We start from the raw sequence: 22,756 nt of genomic DNA, 5'->3' as shown, positions 1-22,756 counted from the left end.
GGGCTCACTCCACCACTTTCGGGACGGCGAAGAAGCCATCCTCGGAGGCCGGGGCGTTGGCGAGCACGCGCTCGGCATATCCGCCGTCGCTCACCACATCCGCGCGCAGCGGCAGGGTCATCGGGATGACGCTGGTCATCGGTTCGACGCCATCGGTGTCGACCTCGCCGAGCTGTTCAACGAAGGCGAGGATGGCGTTCAGTTCGCCCTGGAGGTGGGCCACCTCGTCCTCTGTCACGGCGATGCGCGCCAGATGCGCCACCCGCCGGACCGTCGCCTGATCGACCGACATCCGAAATCCCAATCCACTGAAACCGATGCGCGCCCTATAGCAGGCACGCACCGCGCCCCGCAACGCGCGGCGCTACGCTCGCCACATCAATGGCGGGGATCGGATGCCGGCCGGCGCACCAAAGCGCGCCGATCTCAGGCCTCAACCGGCCGCTGGTGCGGCCGGTCGCAAGCTTCCGCCAGCCGCTCTCGCGGCCGGCCGACGCAGGTCAGGACCGCGCCTGCTCCAGGCACTGGCCGGCGGCCTGGGCGTTCGAGCGCGCATTGCCGCGGTCGATCTGGCCGGACATGGCCAGCGACTTGGTGGTGTCGGTGACAATGGTGCGCAGGTCGCCGCTGTCGCCGGCCGCCATGACAGCCGAATAGATCGCCTTGCCATCGGCCGTGAGCGAGGCGGCGCAGGCATTGCCCGCCGCTTGGTCGGCACGGGCCACGCCGGCGGCCAGCAGAACGAGCGCGGCAGCCGTGGACAGCCCGCCGATGCGAGCAAAGGAACGAAGCATCATGATAGACTCCATGGTAGAATAGGGTTCAGCGCACGCCAGCGCGGTTGACGCCGCCATTCACGTTAACGCCCGGGCCGGGGCGCGCGACGGCACGCGCATTGGCGTTGGCGCCAGCAGTGCAGCCGGCGGGAAAGCCGGGGCGGGTGCAGTAGACGGTCGCCCGGGCAGCCGGCGCGACATAGGGAGTCGGACGAACCACGCATCCGACCGGAAGGCCCGGTCCGGTGCAATAGACAACGGCTGCGTCGGCGGGGGCGGAGCTGCCCACGGCGAGAGCGACCAGCAGCCCGCCGCAGAAGGCGGCCGGCAGGAGGCGGCGCGCAAGCGGGAAGACGCGAGATTGGAGGCTCATTTCGATCTTGTCCTGTTCTGGCCCCCGCAAGGGGATCCGGACGCTACATTGGGCGATTTGTAGCGCCCTGCAATGTCGATTATTGGTCGCAACGAAAGGCTTCGATGAGAAGAATGGTTGGGCGAAATGCAGCAACGGTCCGGACCGACGATTCCACCCGCCGGCGGCTCGACGCTCTGATGCCCGGCGAATCGCAGGAACGCGCCCGGCTGCGCGCCCGCCCCGACTTTCCTTGGATCGCGCGGCAGGCGGCGATCAATCTCAGCGACGCCTATCGCGGCAATGTGCTGCTGACCCGGCTGCTGAACGATCGCGGCCGCTTTGTCCTCTCTTTGCTGATTATGGACATGCATTTGGAAGCGCCGGACGCGCCCGGCCTGACCACCGGCCGGCTGAAGGCGGAGGCGGTGGCGCTCGACGTGTGCAGCCCGGGCCGGGTCGGCGCCATCGTCGCCGCGTTCCGGGTGTTCGGCATGATCGCGCCGACGCCGGATGCCGACGGGCGCCGCCGCCGCCTCGTCGTGACCGACAAGCTGATGTCGATCCACCGCGAGCGCTGGCGGACCATGCTCAACACGCTCGCCCTGGTCGTGCCCGAAGAGGGCGAGCGGGGCCTGCGCCACCTTGACGACCCGGTCTTTCTCGCGGCCTTCGTCCGCACCCTGCTGGAGCCACTGCGCGGGGGCTGGCGTCCGTCCCATGACATTCCAGCCATCGGCCAGTTCGCCGAGCGGGACGGCGGCCTGCTGATCGCCCTGGCCCTGTTCGGCATCGGGCTCACCGGCCAGCCGCTGTCGATCTCGCAGCTCGCGCGCTCGTTCCGTATCTCCCGCTCGCATGTCGTCGGCATCGTCCAGGAGGCCACCGAGGCGGGGCTGGTGCGGCGGGTGGACGAACAGGGCGGGCGCGGGCCGGGCGTGCTGCCGCAGCCGGCGCTGATCGAGGCGATGGAGAACTTCGTCGCCCTGGCGCTGGTGCGGCAGATGGTGGCGGTGCGCGCCGGCCTCGCCGCCCTCGACCGTCGCGACGCCGCCTGAACCGGGCTTGGCCGACTCAGCCGCGCGCGAACGCCACCGGCACGCCCTTCTCAGGCACCACCACCGTCGCCTCCTCGCCCACCAGCGCGACGAATCGCTCGGCGCCGGGCTCCAGCAGCCCGAACGAGGCATAGTGCGCCGGGATGATGGTGAGGCCGCTGAGATAGCGCGACACCGCCACCGCCGCCAGTTCCGGCCCCATGGTGAAACGGTCGCCGATCGGCACGATCACCACGTCAGGCTTGTGCAACTCGGCGATCAGGCCCATGTCGGAAAAAATGTCGGTGTCGCCCATGTGCCAGACCGTGGGCTCGCCCGGCGCCTTGACGATGATGCCATTGGCATTGCCGAGATAGACGGTCCGCCCGTCCTCCATCATGCCGGAGGAATGGTCCGCCCGCACCATGCTCACGGTGAAGCCGTCGAAATGCACCGTGCCGCCAGTGTTCATCGGCTCCAGCCGGGCGACGCCCTGCTGGCCGAGCCAGCCGGCGAGGTCGGCATTGGCCACGACAGTCGCCTCGTTCGTCCGCGCGATCGCCACGCTGTCGCCGACATGGTCGCCATGGCCATGGGTGAGCAGCACATGCGAAACGTCAGCCGTCGCGTCGCCGAAATCGCCTGAAAAGGCCGGATTGCCGGTCAGGAAGGGGTCGATCAGCACCGAAGTCCCGGCAAAATCGAGCCGAAACGCCGCATGGCCGAACCAGGTGATCTTCATCGCCGATCCTCATTCATGAGCAAGGGAAGCGCCGGGGAACATAGGGCACGCACGTCGACGCACAACCCCGCCCCTCGCCCGCCCCTCGCCCGCCCCTCGCCCGCCCCTCGCCCGCCCCGCCCCTGGCCCGGCCAGCGCGGCGATGGCGCCGAGCCCGTGGCCATGCTAGGCGATCCGCCATGGCCGCCCCCATCCTCACCGTCACCGACGCCGCCCCGCTCCTGCCCCTCCGTGGCGGGCTGATCGGCCTCGATCTCGGCACCAAGACCATCGGCGTCGCCTCCTCCGATCCCGACCGGCGGCTCGCCGCCCCGGTCGAGACCATCGCACGCAAGCAGTTCACCCCGGATGCGGCGCGCATTCTGGCGCTGGGCACGGCGCGCGGCGCGGTGGGAATCGTTCTCGGCCTGCCGGTCAACATGGATGGCAGCGAGGGGCCGCGCGCGCAGTCCTCCCGCGCCTTCGCCCGCAACCTCGCCCGGCTGACCGAGCTGCCGATCATCCTGTGGGACGAGCGCCTGTCCACTGCCGCCGTCGAGCGCGACATGATCGCCATGGACATGAGTCGCGCCCGCCGCGCCGAAGTAGTGGACCAGCAGGCCGCCGCCTTCATCCTGCAGGGCGCGCTGGACCGGCTGCGCTTCATCGCCGGCAACGGCTGACACGTTCCCAGGGAGCCGGGCCGACATGTCCGCTGTGCTCGGTGCGCTGGTGCCGGTCTTTCTCATCATCGCGCTGGGCGCGGTGCTCAAGCGCGGCCTGCTGCCCGAGGCCTCGCACTGGATCGCGCTGGAGCGGCTGACCTATTTCATCCTGTTCCCCGCTTTGCTGGTGGTGAGCATCGCCCGGGCGGATCTGGGCGAGGTGGCGGTGCTGGAAGTCTCGACGGCGCTGCTGGGCGCCATTGCCCTGACCGGCGCTCTGCTTACCCTCGCGCGGGCCCCGATCTGCCGGGCCTTCGGCCTTGCCGGGCCCAGCTACACCTCGGTGTTCCAGGGGGCGCTGCGCTGGAACACCTATATCGCCCTCGCCGTCTCCGGCTCGCTCGCCGGCCCGCGCGGGCTGGCGGTGGCCGCCGTCGGGCTGGCGGTGATGATTCCCGTGCTCAACACGCTCAGCGTCATCGTGCTGGCCCGCCATGGCGAGAATGGCTCAACCAGCAATCGCCTGCTGGTGCTGCAGATTCTGCGCAATCCGTTCATCTGGTCCTGCGCCGCCGGCGCGCTGATCAACGCGCTGCACCTGCCGATCCCGCCGGTGCTCCTGACCTTCGGCGACATTCTCGGTCGTTCGTCCCTGGCGCTGGGACTTCTGGTGGTGGGGGCCGGGCTGCGGCTGGAGGATCTGCGCCGCCCGCGCCTCGCCACCTGGTTCACCTGCCTGATAAAGCTCGCGATACTCCCCTGCGTCGCGGTGGCGATCGGGCTTCTCCTGGGCCTGCGCGAGGTCGATCTGCTGATCGTCGCCGTCGGCGCCGCCGTCCCCTCCGCCCCGAACGGCTATGTGCTGGCCCGGCAGATGGGCGGCGACGCGCCGCTGCTGGCGGAAATCCTGACCCTCCAGACACTTCTGGCCGCCATCACCATGCCGCTTGTCATCGCCGCGGTGGCGCTTCTGTGAGGGAAAAAGCGCGCACGGGCGCTAAATCTCTTGCCGAGGGCCCTCGCGGCCTCTATCCAGCCGACTTCGATATGACATCGAACCCCACCGCCAGTTTCACCCTCAATCGCCGGCACCTGCTCGGCATCGAGGGCCTGTCGCCCGACGAGATAGTCGGCCTTTTGGACCTCGCCGAAGAGTTCGTGCTTCTCAACCGCCAGGTGGAGAAGAAACGGGCCACCCTGCGCGGGCGCACGCAAATCAACCTTTTCTTCGAGGCCTCGACCCGCACCCAGGCCTCGTTCGAGATCGCCGGCAAGCGGCTCGGCGCCGATGTGATGAACATGTCGGTGAGCACCTCCTCGGTGAAGAAGGGCGAGACGCTCATCGACACGGCCGCGACCCTGAACGCCATGCACCCGGATGTGCTGATCGTGCGGCATAGCGCGTCGGGCGCGGTGGAGTTGCTGGCCCGCAAGGTCGATTGCGCGGTGGTCAATGCCGGCGACGGCGCGCATGAGCACCCGACCCAGGCGCTGCTCGACGCCCTCACCATCCGCCGCAACAAGGGCCGCATCCAGGGCCTCACCGTCGCCATCTGCGGCGACATCACCCATTCGCGCGTCGCCCGCTCCAACATCCTGCTGCTGCAGGCGCTGGGCGCGCAGGTGCGGGTCATCGCCCCGCCGACCCTGCTGCCCAAGGGCATCGAGCGCTTCGGCGTCTCCGTCTATGGCGACATGCGGACCGGGCTGGCCGATGTCGATATCGTCATGATGCTGCGGCTGCAGCGCGAACGCATGAACGGCTCCTATGTGCCTTCGGTGAAAGAGTATTTCCATTTCTGGGGGCTGGACGAGGCCAAGCTGCGCTTTGCGAAGCCCGACGCGCTGGTGATGCATCCCGGCCCGATGAATCGCGGCGTCGAGATCGATTCGGCGGTGGCTGACGGCGCCCAGTCGCTCATCCGCGAACAGGTCGAGATGGGCGTCGCCGTCCGCATGGCGGTGCTGGACGCTCTCTCGCGAACCCTGCCGGGAAACCTGCCCAATGCATGAGACCCGTCCCACCCTGCTCTCCCGGGCGCGCCTTATCGACCCCTCGCGCGACCTCGACACGACAGGCGACATCCTGATCGCCGACGGCATCATCAAGGACATCGCGCCCAACCTCTCCGCCGGCCTGCCGCCTGATACCGAGATCGTCGACTGCCGCCAGCTGGTGGCGATTCCGGGCCTGGTCGACATGCGCGCCTTCATCGGCGAGCCGGGCGCCGAGCACCGCGAGACGCTGGCCTCGGCCAGCCAGGCGGCGGCGGCGGGCGGCGTCACCACCATCATCTGCCAGCCCGACACCGACCCCGTGATCGACGATCCCGCCATCGTCGACTTCATCCTGCGCCGGGCGCGCGACACCGCCATCGTTAATGTCCACCCAATGGCCGCCCTCACCAAGGGGCTCGAAGGCCGCGAGATGACCGAGATCGGCCTGCTCGGCGCCGCCGGCGCGGTCGCCTTCACCGACGGCACCCGCTCCATCGGCTCGGCACAGGTGCTGCGCCGCGCGCTGACCTATGGCCGCGACTTCGGCGCGCTGATCGTCCACCACACCCAGGATGCGAGCCTCGCCGGCGAAGGCGTTATGAATGAAGGCGAACTCGCCTCCCGGCTCGGCCTCGCCGGGCTGTCCAGGGCGGCGGAAACCATCGTGTTCGAGCGCGATGTGCGCCTCGCCGCCATCACCGGCGGGCGCTACCACGCCGCCTCGCTGACCTGCGCCGATTCGCTGGAAGTGCTGCGCCGGGCCAAAGACGCCGGCATCGACGTCACCGCCTCGGCCTCGATCAACCATCTGACGCTGAACGAGCGCGACGTCGTCGGCTACCGCACCTTCTTCAAGCTGACCCCGCCTTTGCGCGCCGAGGAGGACCGAATCGCGCTGGTGCAGGGCGTCGCCGAGGGGCTGATCGACATCATCGTCTCCGACCACAACCCGCAGGATGTCGAGGTCAAGCGCCTGCCCTTCTCGGAAGCCGCCTTCGGCGCGGTGGGGCTGGAGACGATGCTCGCCGCCGGTCTGCGCCTCGTCACGGCGGGCCTGCTCGATGTGATGACGCTGATCCGCGCCATGTCCACCCGCCCGGCGGAACGCCTCGGTCTACCCGGCGGCACGCTGCGGCCCGGCGCGCGCGCCGACATCGCCCTGCTGGCGCTTGATGAGGCGTGGATTCTCGATCCGCTCACCCTCAAATCGCGCTGCCGCAACACCCCGTTCGACGAGGCGCGGTTTGAGGGCCGGGTGGTCCGCACGCTCGTCGCCGGCCGCACGGTATATGAATACGTGTGACGAACACCGCCGAGGGCACCCGCCCATCTGTGCATTCCCCGGGAAGTCTGTAAGGTCGCAGGCATGAACTGGTCCCTGCCCCTCTTGTCGAGCTTTGCCGCGCTGCTGCTGGGCTATCTGCTCGGGTCGATCCCCTTCGGCCTGATCCTGACCCGGCTCGCCGGCACGCAGGACATTCGCAGCATCGGCTCCGGCAATATCGGCGCCACCAATGTGCTGCGCACCGGTCGCAAGGGCCTTGCCGCCGCGACCCTGCTTGGCGACGCGCTGAAAGGCACGCTCGCCGTGCTGCTGGCTGGCGGGCTGCTCGGCCCGGAGGCGGCGCTGCTGGCGGCGCTGGGCGCCTTTCTCGGCCATCTGTTCCCGGTCTGGTTGAGCTTCAAGGGCGGCAAGGGCGTCGCGACCTTTCTCGGCGTGACGCTGGCGCTGGCCTGGCCGGCGGCTTTGGTGTTCGCGGTCGCCTGGCTCGCGGTGGCCTTCCTCACCCGTTATTCCTCCCTCGCCGCCCTGGTGGCGAGCGTGTTCACCGTGCTCGCCGCCTTCCTGCTCGGCTCGCCGCAGACCGGCGGGCTGCTGGCGATCCTGGCCGCCCTGCTGTGGTTCATGCACCGGGCCAATATCCGCCGCCTGCTGGACGGAACGGAAGGGCGCATCGGCAAGAAGGGATAGCGCTTGGGCGGGCGCGGCGTTCAGCTCGATCCGGAACAGCGCCGCGACTGGCTCCGCCTGATCCGGACCGAGAATGTCGGCCCGCGTGCCTTTCGCAGCCTGATCAACCGATTCGGCGGCGCCGCTGCCGCGCTCGACGCGCTTCCCGCCCTCGCCCGGCGGGGCGGCGGGCTGCTCGCCCCGCGCGTCCCCAGCATCAGCGAGGCCGATGCCGAGATCGAGGCGCTGGCGCGGTTGGGCGGTCGCTTCGTCGCGCTCGGCGAGAGCGATTATCCCGCGTTGCTGCGCCAGATCGACGACGCCCCGCCCCTTCTCGCCCTGCGCGGCCGTGGCGAACTGCTTGATCGGCCGACCGTCGCCATTGTCGGCGCCCGGAACGCCTCGGGGGCCGGCCTCACCATTACCGCCCGCATGGCGCGCGGCCTGGGGGCCGCCGGCTGGGTCGTCGCCTCGGGGCTGGCGCGCGGCATCGACGCCGCCGCCCATGCGGCGAGCCTCGCCACCGGCACCATCGCCGTGATCGCCGGCGGGCATGACCGGCCCTATCCGCGCGAGAATGTGGCGCTGATGGAGGCCATCGCCGAGCAAGGCGTCATCCTCTCGGAAATGCCGATGGGCTGGGAGCCGCGCGCCCGCGACTTTCCCCGCCGCAACCGGCTGGTGTCCGGCGTGTCGCTCGGCGTCGTCGTGGTCGAGGCGGCCGAACGCTCCGGCTCGCTGATCACCGCCCGCCTCGCCGCCGAGCAGGGGCGCGAGGTGCTGGCCGTTCCCGGCTCGCCGCTCGATCCACGGGCGGGCGGCACCAATGCGCTGATAAAGCAGGGTGCCGCGCTGGTGACGGGCGCCGAGGATGTGCTGGAAGTGCTCACCCTGCTGCGCGACCGGCCACCGCCTCTGGCGCTCGAAGAAGATACGCTCGCCTTGGATGCCGGCGAGCCGAGCGACGACCTGCGGGCTCAGATCCTGAGCCTTCTCGGCCCGTCGCCGCTGCAGGTCGACGACCTCGTCGTCCTGTCGGGCGCCCGGGTAAGCGATGTGCAGATTCTGCTGCTCGAACTGGAGCTGGCCGGCCGGCTGGAGCGCCACCGCGACGGCAGCGTCTCACTGCTCGTCTAGGAGATTTTCGCGCGAAGCGGGTTCAGGTTCGCGGGAAGAGAATGCGTAAAACAAGAAGCCGGAGGACGTACGGTGAACTGATTTTCACCGGACGTGCTCCAGAGCGCCGGCACTACACCCGCTCCGGCTGTAGAGCAGCGGCCCGGCGCGGTTTCAACCGCCGTCACGCGGCTCCGGCTCGCCCCGCACCACGGATCGTGCCTCGTCTCGCGCCATTTCCAGGAGATAGCGCAGCACGTCCAGCCGGTTGCTGGCCGCCATGCTGGCCAGCTCGTGGGCGAGGGTGGCGATGTAGTCGGCCGCGTCCTTGGCAGGCGCACGCACGCAGTCATTTTCAGTCACGTCGGGGCGTCCGTTGCTGAATGGCCAGCGCCAAAAAAGTAGCACAGGCGCGGCGCCTGTCACGATCATTGCGTGCATTTTTGAAACAAATACGACCACAAGCTGCATTCGGTCGCATTGCGTCCTCCACTTTGCCGGCTGTTTGGCCGGAAACCCTCCCGCATCGCGGTCGTAGACCCTGCTCACCGGCAGGCGCGGCGGCACGGGTCCTGCTTGCCATTTGACACACCGGGGCCACTACCCCATTTTCCCGCCTCTTCGGGCTGGACCCTCAACGGACGTGGCGCGCACATGCAGGTCGTCATCGTCGAATCGCCTGCAAAGGCGAAGACGATCAATAAATATCTCGGATCGGGCTACGAGGTTTACGCCTCGTATGGGCACGTACGCGACCTTCCGGCCAAGGACGGTTCCGTCAATCCCGACGATGATTTCCGCATGCTCTGGGATGTCGATCCCAAGGCGCAGAAGCGGCTGTCCGATATCGCCAAGGCGGTGAAGGGGGCGGATGGCCTTATCCTCGCCACCGATCCGGATCGCGAAGGCGAGGCGATTTCCTGGCACGTGCTGGAAGTGCTGAAGGAAAAGCGGGCGCTCAAGGACCAGCCGGTTTCGCGCGTGGTGTTCAACGCCATCACCAAGCAGTCGGTGCTGGAGGCGATGAAGCACCCGCGCATCATCGACGCGGCGCTGGTCGATGCCTATCTCGCCCGCCGGGCGCTCGACTATCTCGTCGGCTTCACGCTGTCCCCGGTGCTGTGGCGCAAACTGCCTGGCGCCCGTTCGGCCGGCCGCGTGCAGTCGGTGGCGCTGCGCCTCGTCTGCGACCGCGAGCGCGAGATCGAAACCTTCGTCAAGCGCGAATACTGGTCGATCGCCGCCCAGCTGGCGACGCCCCGGCAGGAGACCTTCGAGGCCCGCCTCGTCGGTGCCGACGGCAAGAAGATCACCCGGCTGGACGTGGGCACCGAGGCGGAAGCCAAGGATTTCCGCGCCGCGCTGGAACGCGCCGATTTCAAGGTGCGCTCCGTCGAGGCCAAGCCGGCGCGCCGGCATCCCTCGCCGCCCTTCACCACCTCGACCCTGCAGCAGGAGGCGAGCCGCAAGCTCGGCTTCGCGCCGGCGATCACCATGCGGATCGCGCAGCGGCTCTATGAAGGCATCGATGTCGGCGGCGAAACCGTCGGCCTCATCACCTATATGCGAACCGACGGCGTCGACATGGCGCCGGAAGCGGTGGCTGAAGCGCGCACTGTGATCGGCCGCGAATATGGCGAGCGCTACGTGCCCTCCGCCCCGCGCAAATACACCGCCAAGGCCAAGAACGCGCAGGAAGCCCATGAGGCGATCCGCCCGACCGAACTCGCGCGCCGGCCGCGCGATGTCGCCCGCCAGCTGGAGCCCGACCAGGCCAAGCTCTATGAGCTGATCTGGCTGCGCACCATCGCCAGCCAGATGGAATCGGCCGAGCTGGAGCGCACCACGGTCGATATCGAGGCTGCCGCCGCTGGGCGCGCGCTGGAATTGCGTGCCACCGGCACGGTGGTGAAGTTCGACGGCTTCCTCACCGTCTACCGCGAGAGCAGCGACGACGACGAGGACGATGAAGAGAGCCGCCGCCTGCCGGCCATGTCGTCGGGCGAGGCGCTCGCCAATAAGGGCATCAAGGCCGACCAGCACTTTACTGAGCCGCCGCCGCGCTATTCCGAAGCCTCGCTGGTCAAGCGCATGGAAGAGCTCGGCATCGGTCGCCCCTCGACCTATGCCTCCGTGCTCGCCGTGCTGCGCGACCGTGAATATGTGAAGCTCGACAAGCGCCGGCTGGTGCCGGAGGACAAGGGACGCCTCGTCACCGCCTTCCTGGAGAGCTTCTTCGACCGCTATGTCGAATACGACTTCACGGCGGACCTGGAAGAGAAGCTCGACCGCATCTCCAATGGCGAGCTGCAGTGGAAGGACGTGCTGCGGGACTTCTGGCGCGACTTCACGGCGGCGGTGGGAGAGACCAAGGAGCTGCGCGTCTCCGACGTCATCTCGGCGCTCGACGGCATGCTGACCGCGCACATCTTCCCGCCGAGGGAAGACGGCGCCGATCCGCGCATCTGCCCCACCTGCGGCACCGGCCGGCTGTCGCTGAAGGTCGGCAAGTTCGGCGCCTTCATCGGCTGCTCGAACTATCCCGAGTGCAAATACACCCGCCCGCTGGCGGCGCAGGGCGGCGACGACGAGAATGGCGGCGACGCCAATGGCACCCGCGTGCTCGGCACCGATCCGGCCTCCGGGCTGGAGGTGACGATCCGCGCCGGCCGCTTCGGCACCTATCTGCAGCTCGGCGAGGCCAAGGACGGCGAGAAGCCCAAGCGCTCCAGCCTGCCGAAGGGGCTCGCGCCGGCCGATGTCGATCTCGAAACGGCGCTGTCGCTGCTCTCGCTGCCGCGCGAGATCGGGCTTCATCCCGAGAGCGGCGAGCCGATCCTCGCCGGCATTGGCCGCTTCGGCCCCTATGTCCAGACCGGCAAGACCTACGCCAATATCGAGCCGGGCGACGACATCCTCGCCATCGGCCTCAACCGCGCGGTGGCGCTGATCGCCGACAAGCAGAGCAAGGGCCCCGGCCGGCGCGGCGCGGTCGGCGGGCGCGAGCTGGGCGAGCATCCCACGCTCGGCGGGCCGATCACCGTGCGGCCGGGCCGGTTCGGTGCCTATGTCAACCACGGCAAGGTGAATGCCACGCTGCCCAAAAGCATCGAGCAGGATTCGGTGACGCTGGAGCAGGCGGTGGAGCTCATCACCGCCAAGGCCGGCACGATGCCGGCCAAGCCCGCGCGGCGGGCGGCGGCCAAGGCAGCCGATGGCGAGACGGCGGCCAAGAAGCCGGCCACCAAGAAGACCGCTACCAAAAAAACCGCCGCGAAAAAGCCTGCTGCCAAGAAGGCCCCGGCCAAGAAAGCGGCGGGCGCCTGAGCGCCCGCGTCCCACCCCCGCCGGATCAGTCCGGCAGGGGCGCCGGGGCGTGGCCCGAGCGCAGCGGCCGCTCTTCCATCGCGATCATGGCGATCAGCGACACCAGCAGCGAGCACGCCGCCGCGACGAACACCCAGCGGAACGCGCCGGCGAGCGGGGCCACCTGCGCCCGCCCCTCCAGCAGCCGCTCCAGCAGCGCGCTGCTCTCAATGCCGGACAGCCCGATGACGAGGGCACCGAAGCCGGCGGTGAGCACGGCCGCGCCGAGCGAGCGGAACAGGTTCACCACCCCGGTCGCGGTGCCCATTTGCGGCAGCGGCACCGCGTTCTGGATCGCCACGGTCGAGACCGGCAGCACCGTGCCGAGGCCCATCCCGGCGACGCCCATCGCCGCCCCGACGGCATAGATCGGCAGACCCAGCGGCCACAGCGCCAATACGCCCAGCGCCACGATGCTCGCCAGCAGCCCGACGATCGGCAGGCGCTTGTAATGGGTGAAATGCCCCATCACCCGCCCCGCGCCCGTCGCCCCGACCACGACGCCGGCCATCAGCGGAATCAGCGCCACGCCGGATTCCGAGGCGGTCAGCCCCATCACCCCCTCCAGATACAGCGGCATCTGGATGGAGAGACCGACCAGCGTGCCCATGGCGAAGGCGGCCGAGGGCACGCCGGTGCGCACCACCTGGTTGGACAGCACCGCAAGCGGAACCAGCGGCTCGCTCGCCGTCGCCACGCGGAAGGCGAAGCCGATCCACAGCAGCACCGCCGCCGCCAGAAGGCCGAACACCGGCAGCGAGAGCCAGGGGAAGTAGGTGCCGCCCCAGCTCAGCGCCATCAGCAGCGCGACGGTGCCCGCGCACATCAAGAGCGCGCCGAGAATGTCGAGCCGGTGCGGATGATGGTGCGCCGGCAGGCGCCGCAGCGCCCGGTCGCTCATCAGTGCCGCCACAAGGCCGAGCGGCACGTTGATCCAGAAGATCAGCGACCAGTGCAGATGCTCGGCGAAGAAGCCGCCGAGGATCGGCCCGGCGATGCTTGAGGTGATGAAGACGATGGCAAAATAGCCCTGGTAGCGGCCACGCTCGCGCGGCGCGATCAGCAGGCCGATGATGGTCTGCGCCAAAGCGATCAGCCCGCCGCCGCCCAGCCCCTGCACCGCCCGCGCCACGATCAGCCAGGGCATGCTCTGGGCGGTGGCGCACAGCACCGAGCCGATGAGGAAGGTGCCGATGGCCACCAGCAGCACCGGGCGCGGACCGTGAATATCCGCCAGCTTGCCGACCAGCGGGGTCACGGCGGTGCCGGTGAGCAGATAGGCGGTGACGACCCAGGAGAGATTTTCGAGGTCGCCGAAGCCTGCCCCGATCGTCGGCAGCGCCGTGGCGATGATGGTCTGGTCCAGCGCGCTCAGAAACATCGCGACCATGACGCCAATCACGATAACGCGGATATCGGCATGGGAAAGCGGGGCGTCGGCGGCCTCGGACGAACGGGCATCCATGGTATAGAATCCAGATCGGCGCCTCGATGCGCCGCGAAAGGCCGGCAAACTTGTCCCATCAGGGGCGAAATGCAAGCCATCTCGCAAGCCATCTCGAATGCTTGCCCGAGGGGAAGGTGGCCGCCCCGGTCGACGCGAGGCGTCGATGCCGTTAGCCTTGGGTCGCCCCTCCCACACGCGGTGAATCGTGCGTAAGCCAATAAAAGCCAAAGGGCGCAAGCCCGCCCGTCCGACCCTGCCAGCCGGCCTCACCCGGGGGCTGCCCGGTCGCGAGGAGTTGATGGCGTTCATCGCGGCGCATGGCGGCGATGTCGGCAAGCGGGACATTTCGCGCGCCTTCGGCCTCGACGGTGGCGACCGCATCGCGCTCAAGGCGCTGCTGCGCGAACTGGCCGATGAAGGCGTGCTGGGAACCAAGCGCCGCAAGATTCACCTGCCCGGCGCCCTCCCCGCCGTGGTGATGTCGGAAATCGTCGAGCGCGACGAGGATGGCGAACTGATCGCCACGCCGGTGGACTGGGACGAGGACGAGAATGGCCCGGCCCCGCGCATACTGGTGCGCCTTGCCCGTCGCGGCAGGCTGGCCGGTCCCGCGCCCACGCTCGGCGACCGTGTGCTGCTGAAGACCGAGGAAATCCCCGAGGCGGACGGCGCGATCCGCCACAATGGCGTCGTGCTCAAGCTGCTGGAGAAGGCCCGCGCCCTCACCCTCGGCATTTACCGCCGCGATGCGCAGGGCGGCGGACGGCTGATTCCTATCGACAAGCGCAATATGGGCCGCGAACTCGCCATTCCGCCCGATTTCGCCGGCGACGCGCAGGAGGGCGACCTCGTCTCGGTCGAAATCGTCCGCCACCACGCCTATGGCCTGCCCACCGCCAAGGTGAAGGAGCGGCTCGGCTCGGTATCGACGGAAAAGGCGATCAGCCTGATCGCCATTCATGCCCATGGCATTCCCAGCGTCTTCCGGCGCGAGGCGCTGGTGGAAGCGGAGGCGGCGCGCGCCGCCACGCTGGCAGGGCGCGAGGACTGGCGCGAGCTGCCGCTGCTCACCATCGACCCGCCCGATGCCAAGGACCATGACGACGCGGTGCACGCGACGGCGGACCTCGACCCGGACAATGAGGGCGGCTTCATCGTCACCGTCGCCATCGCCGATGTCGCGGCCTATGTCCGCCCCGGCAGCGGGCTGGACCGCGAGGCGCTGGCGCGCGGCAATTCGGTGTATTTCCCCGACCGCGTCGTGCCGATGCTGCCCGAGCGCATTTCCAACGATCTGTGCTCGCTGCGCCCGAACGAGGACCGCCCGGCGCTGGCGGTGCGGATGGTGATCGGCGCCAACGGTCGCAAGAAGCGCCATGCCTTCCACCGCATCATGATGCGCTCGGCCGCCAAGCTCGCCTATGCGCAGGCGCAGGCGGCCATTGATGGTCATACTGACGAGACGACCGCGCCGCTGCTGGACGACGTGCTGCGCCCGCTCTGGGCCGCCTATGGCGCGGTGAAGCAGGCCCGCGAGGCCCGCGCGCCGCTCGATCTCGACCTGCCCGAGCGCAAGATCCTGCTGAAGCCCGACGGCACGGTCGACCGGGTGATCGTGCCGGAGCGGCTCGACGCGCACAGGCTGATCGAGGAGTTCATGATCCTCGCCAATGTCGCCGCCGCCGAGACGCTGGAAGAAAAGCACATTCCGCTCATCTACCGCGTGCACGACCAGCCCTCGCTGGAGAAGATGTCGGGCCTGCGCGACTTTCTGCAGACGCTCGACATCAAGCTGCCGAAGACCGACGCCGTGCGGCCGGCGCAGTTCAACGACATTCTCGCCCGCGTCGCCGGCTCGGAGCTGGCGCCGCTGGTGAACCAGGTGATCCTGCGCAGCCAGGCGCAGGCGGAATATGCCAACGACAATTACGGCCATTTCGGCCTGCATCTGCGCCGCTACGCCCATTTCACCTCGCCGATCCGCCGCTATGCCGACCTCATCGTGCACCGGGCGCTGGTGCGGGCGCTGGGTCTCGGCCGGGACGGCCTGCCGGAGACCGTGACACCCGAGCAGCTGGCGGAGATCGCGGCGCGCATTTCCGCCAGCGAGCGCCGGGCGATGGCGGCCGAGCGCGAGACGATTGACCGGCTGATCGCCCACCATATGGCCGAGCAGATCGGCGCCACCTTCAAGGCCCGCATCTCAGGCGTCACCAAGGCCGGGCTGTTTGTCGCCCTCAACGAGACAGGCGCGGACGGCTTCATCCCCGCCGTCACGCTCGGCCAGGACTATTTTCGCTATGACGAGGTGCGCCATGCCCTCATCGGCGAGCGCACGGGCGAGATGCACCGGCTCGGCGACCGCGTCGAAGTGAAGCTCGTGGAAGCCGCGCCGGTGGCTGGCGCGCTGCGGTTCGAGCTACTATCTGAGGGCAGGCACGTAACGCCCGACAAGCGCCGGCCCGGTGGTGCGCGCGGGCGCTATGGCAGGCCGGAGTCGCGCCCCCATGGACCCAAGCGCATCGGCAAGCGCAAATAGCGCCGGAGGCGCCCCGCCATGAAGGACAAGTCCCACCAGCCCCACCGCCCGGTCGGCCCGGCGATGATGAACGGCCTGCGCCTGCGCTGCCCCGCCTGCGGCAAGGGCGCGATGTTCGGCGCCTATCTCAAGGTGAACGAGCACTGCCCGGAGTGCGGCGAGGAACTGTGGCACCACCGCGCCGACGACGCGCCGCCCTATATGGTCATCACCATTGTCGGCCATATCGTCGTGCCGCTGCTGCTGGCGGTGGAGATGGCGCTGCACCCGGCTGTGTGGATCCACCTCATCGTCTGGCTGCCGATGACCCTGCTGCTGTCGCTGCTGCTGCTGCCGCCGGTGAAGGGCGCACTCATCGCCTATCAATGGGCGCTGCACATGCATGGGTTCGACCCGACCGATTCCGAGCGCGAGGCGCTGCCCCCCAGCCGGCAGATCGACGCCGTTCCCGCCGGCAAGCGCTCCTGATCGTCCGCATTGGCCTCACTGCACTGACACTCCACCACACTGCACTCATGAAACCGACCGACGTCTCCCCGAATTTCCCGCGCGAACGGCTCGATGCGGGCCACCCGCTCGTCCGCCCGGTGGACGCGGCCGCTCTGATTCTGGTGGACCGCTCAAAGCGAATCCCACGCATCCTGCTCGGCCGACGCAACCCGTCGTTGCGCTTCATGCCGGGGAAATTCGTTTTTCCCGGCGGGCGCGTCGACGCGGCGGACCGGCAGGTTCCGGTCTATGGCATGCTCGATTCGGAGAGCGAACGCAGGCTGTTAGCCCGCGTCAGCCGCCCGAGCACAACCCGCGCCCGGGCGCTGGCGCTCGCCGCCATCCGCGAGACCTGCGAGGAGACCGGCCTGCTCATCGGCACGAACGAGGCCGGCGCGCCCGGCCAGTTTCCCGGGCCCTGGCAGGGCTTCAGCGCGGCCGGACTGTTTCCCAATCTGGAGGCGCTGACCTTCGTCGCCCGCGCCATCACCCCGCCCCGCCTCGCCCGCCGCTTCGACACCCGCTTCTTCATGGCGGAGCTTTCGGAAGTCGCCCACCGCCGGGAAGGCGTGGTCGGACCCGCGACTGAACTGGTGGAACTTCAATGGCTTACACTGGACGACGCACTGCTGGCGGACGTGCCTGAGATCACGCGGGCGATCCTTGCCGAGGTCGCCCCGCGCCTCAAGAGCGGCCACCGGCCCTGGCAGCCGGTGCCGTTCTATTTCACACGCGGTGCAAAGGTTTATCGCGAGACGCTGACGTAAACGGCGAACCCCGCCAGCAATTCCCGGCATGACATCATTGCCAAAAGTCATTCGACTTTTGCCATCCATGGGCTAGAGGCAGCGGTCCGGGACTCTACCACCCGGCGCCAGGTGCCCGCCATGCATGCCCCCGCCCTTTCGCCTCCCGTGAATGTCGCCTCCATCGCGGCCGCTATCGCAGCCATATCGGCGGTCGGGCTCGGCCTCGCGCTCTCCATTCCGCTACTCGCGTTTGAGTTGCACGACCGGGGCATCTCCTCGACCTGGATCGGCATCAACACCGCGGTGGGCGGGCTCGCCACCATCGCGCTGGCGCCCTTCCTGCCCAAGCTGGTGCGCCGCATCGGCGCCGGCCCCCTGCTGCTGGCAGCCATCCTCAGCGCCGCAATAAGCCTGCTCGCCTTCAAGATCACCCCATCCTTCATACTGTGGTTCCCGCTCCGCTTCATCTTCGGGGCGGCACTGTGCGTGCTGTTCGTGGTCAGCGAGTTCTGGATCAACGCCGCATCGCCGAACCACCGTCGCGGTCTTGTCATCGGCATCTACGGGACGGTGCTGTCGATGGGCTTCGCCGGAGGTCCCGCGATTCTCAGCCTGGTCGGAACGCAGGGCTGGGCACCCTATCTCTGCGGTGCCGCCTTCTTCGCGCTGGCGGGCATTCCGGTGTTGATCGGTGCCGCCGGCGCGCCAGCCATCGAGGAAGATCATTCCGGCGGCGGCGTGTGGACGCTCATGCGTATCGCCCCGGCCGCCACCCTCGCAGCCTTCATCTTCGGAGCTGTAGAGACGGGAATGATTAACTTCCTGCCGCTTTACGGCCTGCGGCGCGGGCTGGACGCGGGCGAGGCGGCACTTCTGCTCACTGTCGCCGAACTCGGCAATGTCGCCCTGCAACTGCCGCTCGGCCTGCTGAGCGACAGGGTTGACCGGCGCCGGCTACTGCTCGGCTGCGGGATCATCGGCGTTCTCGGCTCGTTTCTGATACCGCACCTCGCGATCGACAGCTGGGCCATGTGGATCGCGGCGTTCCTCACCACGGGAATCGTCGCCGGCCTGTACACGGTCGGCCTCGCTTTGCTCGGTGCGCGTTTCAACGGGGCGGCGCTCGCCACCGCCAATGCGGCCTTCGTGATGCTGTATTCGATTGGCCTCACCGTGGGTCCAACCGCGGTCGGTGGCGGCATGCAACTGGTGGATCCGCACGGTTTCGCCTGGGTGATCGGGGCCTTCCTTCTGCTCTATGTGCTGGTCGTCGCCGGGCAGATTTGGCGCGATCGCTGAGCGCGCTTCCTTGACATTCGCGCGCCGATCACGGATACGGACGCGCAACGAGCGGCGGATCTGCCGCGCGAACCCGTTTTCTTCGGCGTGGCGCCCCCACGTTCGAGAGCCACGCTCCAGGAGACCCGGTCATGGCCAAGGCAACGACCATCAAGATCAAGCTCGTGTCGAGCGCTGACACCGGCTTCTTTTACGTGACGAAGAAGAACTCGCGCACCATGACCGACAAGCTGGTCGTGAAGAAGTACGACCCGGTTGCGCGCAAGCATGTCGAGTTCCGCGAAGGCAAGATCAAGTGATCTGAACCGCCGCACGGGCCCAGCCCAAAACGCGAAAGGCGCCGCAAGGCGCCTTTTCTTTTGGCTGCGCCGTTGCTGGCGCGGATGGATTGGCTTGGGCTGATGTTCGGGGGACTGGTCCGTTCAGGGAGAAGCTGGAATCGGCGAGCGGTGAACGGAGAGGCCATCCGTAGACACCGCCCGCCGACCAGACCCTACGGACCCAGGAGATGCGGCGGACCCGAGCACTCCGCAGGGCAAACGGATACCGTGATCAGGCTACCCGAACGGGCGCCAATTGCAACGGGAATTGTCGACAGAATCGCAGGCGGATGTGGCGGACCTCGTCTCGCCGCTCGCCCTTTCAGGGCACGGGGGCGAACTGGCGCACGGTCTCCAGGAATTTCGCCACCGAGATCGGCTTTGAAAGATAGGCCTCGCAGCCCCCCTCGCGAATCCGCTCTTCGTCGCCCTTCATGGCGAAGGCCGTGACGGCGATGACGGGAATCGCTTTCAGCTCCGGATCGGCCTTGAGGGCGCGGGTCACGTCGAGGCCGGAGACCTCGGGAAGCTGAATGTCCATCAGAATCAGGTCCGGCCTGTGCTTGCGCGCCAGATCCATGGCTTCGATGCCATTTCGGGTGCCGACCGTGATATAGCCATGGGCTTCGAGCAGATCGTTGAAGAGCTTCATGTTGAGCTCATTGTCCTCGACGATCAGAACGGTCTTGGGCATTGCTCGACGGTCCCTGCGACGACGGCACGTTCTGGCGAGCCAGAATCGCTCGCTCATCCGCCGGTCGATACGCTAGCTTTACCCACCCATTCCTTACGGAACCGGAAATGAAGAGCCGCAACTCACGCTCCCCCACGCAGATCGAGGCGGCCCGACAGGTCGCCCTCGGCGCCCTCGCCTATCTCGCCGGCGATCCCGAGCGCATCGGCCCCTTTCTCGCCGACAGCGGTCTGTCGCCCGCCGATCTGCGCGGAGCGTTGGGCTCGGCCGCGTTCCATGTGGCGCTGCTCGACCATCTGATCAACCATCAGGAACTTCTCATCGCCTATGCCGGCGAGGCGAAGATCGATCCTGGCCATGTGGTGGCGGCGCGCGAAATTCTGTTTCACGCCGATATGGGCGAGGACTGATCGGGCAAACGGAGCACGGCCCATGGCGCGCCTGCCGGCCTTCTGCCGCGATTGCCTGAGCGAAGCCGGCGAGGAGCGCCGCTGCGCCCGTTGCGGCAGCCCGCGACTTGTGCGGCATGCCGAGCTCGACACGCTGCACGTCGCTCATATCGATTGCGACGCCTTCTACGCCTCGGTGGAGAAGCGCGACGATCGAGCGCTCCGCGATGTTCCTGTTATCATCGGCGGCGGCAAGCGCGGCGTTGTCTCCACCGCCTGCTACCTCGCCCGCGTGAAGGGGGTGCGCTCGGCAATGCCGATGTTCAAAGCCCTCGCCCTCTGCCCGGAAGCGGTGGTGATCAAGCCAAGCATGGCGAAATATGTCGCGGTCGGCCGCCAGATCCGCGAGCGCTTCTTAGGCCTGACGCCGCTGGTCGAGCCGCTCTCCATCGATGAAGCTTTTCTCGACCTAGCCGGCACCGAGCTTCTGCATGGAGAGAGCCCGGCGAGGGCCCTGGCCCGGCTTGCCCGGGCGGTGGAGAAGGAGATCGGCGTCACCATCTCGATTGGCCTCGCGCCCAACAAGTTCCTCGCCAAAATGGCCTCCGAACTCGACAAGCCGCGCGGCTTCGCGGTGATCGGGACGCAGGAAGCCGTGGCCTTTCTCGCGGAGCGGAGCGTTGGCGCGATCTGGGGGGTCGGCAAGGCGACCCAGGAGCGGCTGACGCGCGAGGGCTATCGTACCATTGCCGACCTGCAGGCCGCAGACGAGACCGCCCTCGCCCGCCGTTTCGGCAATGAGGGCCTGCGGCTTTGGCGGCTCGCACGCGGCATCGATACGCGCACCGTGAACCCTGAGCGCGAGACCAAGAGCGTCTCGACCGAGACAACCTTCGACACCGACATTGCCGACTACCGCACGTTGGAGCAGGAACTCTACCGGCTCACCCGCAAGCTCTCCGACCGGCTGAAGGCGGCCGACCTCGCCGGCCGCACCGTCACGCTGAAGCTCAAGACGTCCGATTTCCGCCTTGTCACCCGCGCCCGTTCGCTGGAGGACCCGACGCGGCTCGCCCACCGCATCTTCGACCATGCCCGCGAACTGCTCGCCCGCGAAACGGATGGACGGCGCTTTCGACTGATCGGGGTCGGCGTGTCGGAACTAGCCGACCCGGTGCTCGCCGATCCGGCGGATCTCGTCGATACTTCCGCCACCAAGCGCGGTCTGGCGGAATTGGCGACGGACGCGCTGCGCGCCCGGTTCGGCAAGGAAATCATCGACCGGGGAATCGCCCTCGACGCACCGAAACGACGCGAGCCCCAGCAGCCGCACCGCAACCGACCCGACGAGCAGGCGCCAGCGTCAGCAAGCGGCCCGGCCGATGGCGGGGAGGCTACGGCCAAACCTATTTCGCGCACTCTTCCTTCGGCAGCGCCTCGTAGGAAATGAGCGTGCCATTCAGCGCGAACTCGCCATAATCGAGCTTCAACTTGCGGCTCACGCCATTGTCGAACATGTCGAAGCTGATGACGTAGTCCGGCGTTTCACTGGTGCCGCCACGCTCGTAATAGCTGATCGTCACAGGGAAGCGGGGCCGGCCGGCCAGATCGCCTGACGTGGCCGCCTCTTCCAGCCCCTTCGCGTCGCGGGTTTCGCGGCCGATCACCGCCAGCGTGTCATAAACCTTCTTGGCGTCAGGAGACCCATCGAAGACAGGCGCTTCCAGCACCGACTCGCCGCTTTCCGCGCTGCTGATAAGGCGCAGTACGTGTTGGGTCGGAAGCAGGACATTCTTGCCGAGCACGACGGTCCGCGCCTCCGGCTTGGTCGACGTCACCGTAAGTTCACCCTCTTTGCGCTCGGCCACGCCGTCGGCTTCCTCTGATGTCTCGCCATTGAGCCTGTTGGTGACGCGGAAGCGATAGGATTTGCCCTCGCCATCCTCCCAGGTGGCCGTCGATACCGCACTGTTGAGCCGCCCCCCATCGGTTGCGAGATCGGTATCCTGTCTTAGTAGCACCGAATAACCGGCGCACGCGCTGCCGCGCATCTCATAGATAATCCGCCCCTCGGCGCCGTTGATGCGGGTTCCGGATTTCGAGGCGTCGAGCGAAACCGTATAGGTGGCGCGGTGCGATGACAGCTGAATTGCCATGGCCGGAAGGGCCGACGCGCCGAGCAGAAGGGCCGCGACAGCGAAGCGGGGGAAACTTGAGGACGGCATAGGCAAAGGGCTCCTCGCAGACGTCAGTCGCAGCTTGCGAATGGCGAACCGATCCGCCAAACATGACCCATCGAAGATGGCAATTGCAGGTCGGTTGCCGCTCATTGGCCGCCACCGCATGCCCAGCAGGCATGCGCGCTCAAGATAGCAGGAGATCCCCATGACCGGAACGGTTGAGGCCAAGCTCGCGGCCCTCGGCATCACCATCCCCGCGGCCAGCGCTCCTGCGGCAAATTATGTGCCCTTCGTCATCAGCGGCAACCTTCTGTGGATCTCCGGCCAGATTTCCATGGCCAATGGCAGCTTCATGACCGGCAAGCTCTCGGGCGAGGCCGACATTGAGGCCGGGCGTGCCGCCGCCCGCCAGTGCGCAATCAACCTCATTGCCCAGATCAAGGCGGCGCTCGGCGATCTTGACCGGGTAAAGCGGGTGGTGAAGCTGGTTGGCTTCGTCAATTCGGCGCCGGATTTCACTGACCAGCCCAAGGTGGTGAATGGCTGCTCCGACCTGTTCGTCGAGGTGTTCGGCGATGCGGGGCGGCATGCGCGCTCGGCGGTCGGCGTCGCCCAGCTGCCGTTCAATGTCAGCGTTGAAGTCGAGGCCGTGATCGAATTCGCCTGAG

General features: G+C 68.0%; 24 protein-coding genes. 16 read left to right on the top strand and 8 right to left on the bottom strand.

Annotated features, from left to right (window positions below):
- Positions 1-4 precede the first annotated feature (4 nt).
- The 3 genes from gatC to A3M1_RS0119520 all read right to left on the bottom strand — a co-directional run bounded on the left by gatC (position 5) and on the right by A3M1_RS0119520 (position 1,149).
- Entirely contained in the window at positions 5-292 is a 288-nt protein-coding gene (gatC, locus tag A3M1_RS0119530; protein ID WP_018390676.1) for an Asp-tRNA(Asn)/Glu-tRNA(Gln) amidotransferase subunit GatC, read from the bottom strand.
- A 208-nt stretch (positions 293-500) separates the two neighbouring features.
- Entirely contained in the window at positions 501-797 is a 297-nt protein-coding gene (locus A3M1_RS0119525; RefSeq protein WP_018390675.1) for a hypothetical protein, read from the bottom strand.
- 25 nt (positions 798-822) lie between these two features.
- The gene (locus tag A3M1_RS0119520) at positions 823-1,149 is read right to left on the bottom strand and encodes a hypothetical protein (protein ID WP_018390674.1); all 327 of its coding nucleotides are present in this window, start codon (positions 1,147-1,149) and stop codon (positions 823-825) included.
- A gap of 113 nt (positions 1,150-1,262) precedes the next feature.
- Here A3M1_RS0119520 and A3M1_RS0119515 point away from each other — a divergent pair, with 113 nt between their 5' ends.
- Positions 1,263-2,186: a MarR family transcriptional regulator gene (locus A3M1_RS0119515; protein WP_018390673.1), complete on the top strand. Its 924-nt coding sequence runs from the start codon at positions 1,263-1,265 to the stop codon at positions 2,184-2,186.
- A gap of 16 nt (positions 2,187-2,202) precedes the next feature.
- Here A3M1_RS0119515 and A3M1_RS0119510 read toward each other — a convergent pair whose 3' ends face one another.
- The gene (locus A3M1_RS0119510; RefSeq protein ID WP_018390672.1) at positions 2,203-2,907 is read right to left on the bottom strand and encodes a metal-dependent hydrolase; all 705 of its coding nucleotides are present in this window, start codon (positions 2,905-2,907) and stop codon (positions 2,203-2,205) included.
- Between the two features lie 179 nt (positions 2,908-3,086).
- Here A3M1_RS0119510 and ruvX point away from each other — a divergent pair, with 179 nt between their 5' ends.
- From ruvX to dprA, 6 genes are all read left to right on the top strand, one after another.
- The gene (gene ruvX, locus A3M1_RS0119505) at positions 3,087-3,569 is read left to right on the top strand and encodes a Holliday junction resolvase RuvX (protein WP_018390671.1); all 483 of its coding nucleotides are present in this window, start codon (positions 3,087-3,089) and stop codon (positions 3,567-3,569) included.
- 25 nt (positions 3,570-3,594) lie between these two features.
- The gene (locus A3M1_RS0119500; protein ID WP_018390670.1) at positions 3,595-4,527 is read left to right on the top strand and encodes an AEC family transporter; all 933 of its coding nucleotides are present in this window, start codon (positions 3,595-3,597) and stop codon (positions 4,525-4,527) included.
- Positions 4,528-4,598: 71 nt separating this feature from the next.
- Positions 4,599-5,564: an aspartate carbamoyltransferase catalytic subunit gene (locus tag A3M1_RS0119495; RefSeq protein ID WP_018390669.1), complete on the top strand. Its 966-nt coding sequence runs from the start codon at positions 4,599-4,601 to the stop codon at positions 5,562-5,564.
- Positions 5,557-6,852, top strand: a complete 1,296-nt coding sequence (locus A3M1_RS0119490; protein WP_018390668.1) for a dihydroorotase — start codon at positions 5,557-5,559, stop codon at positions 6,850-6,852. The genes A3M1_RS0119495 and A3M1_RS0119490 overlap by 8 nt, the downstream gene beginning before the upstream one ends.
- A 63-nt stretch (positions 6,853-6,915) precedes the next feature.
- The gene (gene plsY, locus A3M1_RS0119485) at positions 6,916-7,521 is read left to right on the top strand and encodes a glycerol-3-phosphate 1-O-acyltransferase PlsY (protein WP_018390667.1); all 606 of its coding nucleotides are present in this window, start codon (positions 6,916-6,918) and stop codon (positions 7,519-7,521) included.
- A 3-nt stretch (positions 7,522-7,524) separates the two neighbouring features.
- Complete coding sequence (gene dprA, locus A3M1_RS0119480) at positions 7,525-8,637, top strand: DNA-processing protein DprA (protein WP_018390666.1); 1,113 nt, start codon at positions 7,525-7,527, stop codon at positions 8,635-8,637.
- Positions 8,638-8,790: 153 nt separating this feature from the next.
- On the opposite strand, the gene A3M1_RS26760 is transcribed toward dprA, so the two are convergent.
- The gene (locus tag A3M1_RS26760) at positions 8,791-9,087 is read right to left on the bottom strand and encodes a hypothetical protein (RefSeq protein ID WP_198291194.1); all 297 of its coding nucleotides are present in this window, start codon (positions 9,085-9,087) and stop codon (positions 8,791-8,793) included.
- A 183-nt stretch (positions 9,088-9,270) separates the two neighbouring features.
- Here A3M1_RS26760 and topA point away from each other — a divergent pair, with 183 nt between their 5' ends.
- Positions 9,271-11,943 carry a type I DNA topoisomerase gene (gene topA, locus A3M1_RS0119470; protein ID WP_018390664.1) on the top strand — a complete coding sequence of 891 codons (2,673 nt, stop codon included), beginning with the start codon at positions 9,271-9,273 and terminating at the stop codon, positions 11,941-11,943.
- A 25-nt stretch (positions 11,944-11,968) separates the two neighbouring features.
- On the opposite strand, the gene A3M1_RS0119465 is transcribed toward topA, so the two are convergent.
- Positions 11,969-13,447 carry an MDR family MFS transporter gene (locus A3M1_RS0119465; RefSeq protein ID WP_018390663.1) on the bottom strand — a complete coding sequence of 493 codons (1,479 nt, stop codon included), beginning with the start codon at positions 13,445-13,447 and terminating at the stop codon, positions 11,969-11,971.
- 235 nt (positions 13,448-13,682) lie between these two features.
- Between A3M1_RS0119465 and rnr the strand changes: the two genes are divergently transcribed.
- The 5 genes from rnr (at position 13,683) to rpmG (ending at position 18,804) form a co-directional block, all read left to right on the top strand.
- On the top strand, positions 13,683-15,968 hold the full coding sequence (rnr, locus tag A3M1_RS0119460; protein WP_256379655.1) for a ribonuclease R: 2,286 nt from the start codon (positions 13,683-13,685) through the stop codon (positions 15,966-15,968).
- An 18-nt stretch (positions 15,969-15,986) separates the two neighbouring features.
- On the top strand, positions 15,987-16,436 hold the full coding sequence (locus A3M1_RS0119455) for a DUF983 domain-containing protein (protein WP_018390661.1): 450 nt from the start codon (positions 15,987-15,989) through the stop codon (positions 16,434-16,436).
- Between the two features lie 47 nt (positions 16,437-16,483).
- Positions 16,484-17,224, top strand: coding sequence for an NUDIX domain-containing protein (locus tag A3M1_RS0119450; RefSeq protein ID WP_018390660.1), 741 nt, complete (start codon positions 16,484-16,486; stop codon positions 17,222-17,224).
- A gap of 120 nt (positions 17,225-17,344) precedes the next feature.
- Complete coding sequence (locus A3M1_RS0119445) at positions 17,345-18,505, top strand: MFS transporter (protein WP_018390659.1); 1,161 nt, start codon at positions 17,345-17,347, stop codon at positions 18,503-18,505.
- 131 nt (positions 18,506-18,636) lie between these two features.
- Entirely contained in the window at positions 18,637-18,804 is a 168-nt protein-coding gene (gene rpmG / locus A3M1_RS0119440) for a 50S ribosomal protein L33 (protein ID WP_018390658.1), read from the top strand.
- A gap of 343 nt (positions 18,805-19,147) precedes the next feature.
- Here rpmG and A3M1_RS0119435 read toward each other — a convergent pair whose 3' ends face one another.
- Positions 19,148-19,519 carry a response regulator gene (locus A3M1_RS0119435; RefSeq protein ID WP_018390657.1) on the bottom strand — a complete coding sequence of 124 codons (372 nt, stop codon included), beginning with the start codon at positions 19,517-19,519 and terminating at the stop codon, positions 19,148-19,150.
- Between the two features lie 107 nt (positions 19,520-19,626).
- Between A3M1_RS0119435 and A3M1_RS0119430 the strand changes: the two genes are divergently transcribed.
- Together A3M1_RS0119430 and A3M1_RS0119425 are read left to right on the top strand one after the other, a co-directional pair.
- On the top strand, positions 19,627-19,929 hold the full coding sequence (locus A3M1_RS0119430) for a DUF3572 domain-containing protein (protein ID WP_018390656.1): 303 nt from the start codon (positions 19,627-19,629) through the stop codon (positions 19,927-19,929).
- A 22-nt stretch (positions 19,930-19,951) separates the two neighbouring features.
- Entirely contained in the window at positions 19,952-21,358 is a 1,407-nt protein-coding gene (locus A3M1_RS0119425; protein ID WP_018390655.1) for a DNA polymerase IV, read from the top strand.
- Here A3M1_RS0119425 and A3M1_RS0119420 read toward each other — a convergent pair.
- Complete coding sequence (locus A3M1_RS0119420) at positions 21,315-22,133, bottom strand: cell envelope integrity EipB family protein (RefSeq protein ID WP_018390654.1); 819 nt, start codon at positions 22,131-22,133, stop codon at positions 21,315-21,317. The two genes, A3M1_RS0119425 and A3M1_RS0119420, sit on opposite strands and share 44 nt — an antisense overlap.
- 160 nt (positions 22,134-22,293) lie before the next feature.
- On the opposite strand from A3M1_RS0119420, the gene A3M1_RS0119415 reads away from it, so the two are divergent.
- On the top strand, positions 22,294-22,755 hold the full coding sequence (locus A3M1_RS0119415) for a RidA family protein (RefSeq protein WP_018390653.1): 462 nt from the start codon (positions 22,294-22,296) through the stop codon (positions 22,753-22,755).
- Position 22,756 lies beyond the last annotated feature (1 nt).

The organism is Ancylobacter sp. FA202, from assembly GCF_000380205.1.
Lineage (GTDB): Bacteria > Pseudomonadota > Alphaproteobacteria > Rhizobiales > Xanthobacteraceae > Ancylobacter.
This window is presented reverse-complemented; position numbering and strand designations above follow the sequence as displayed.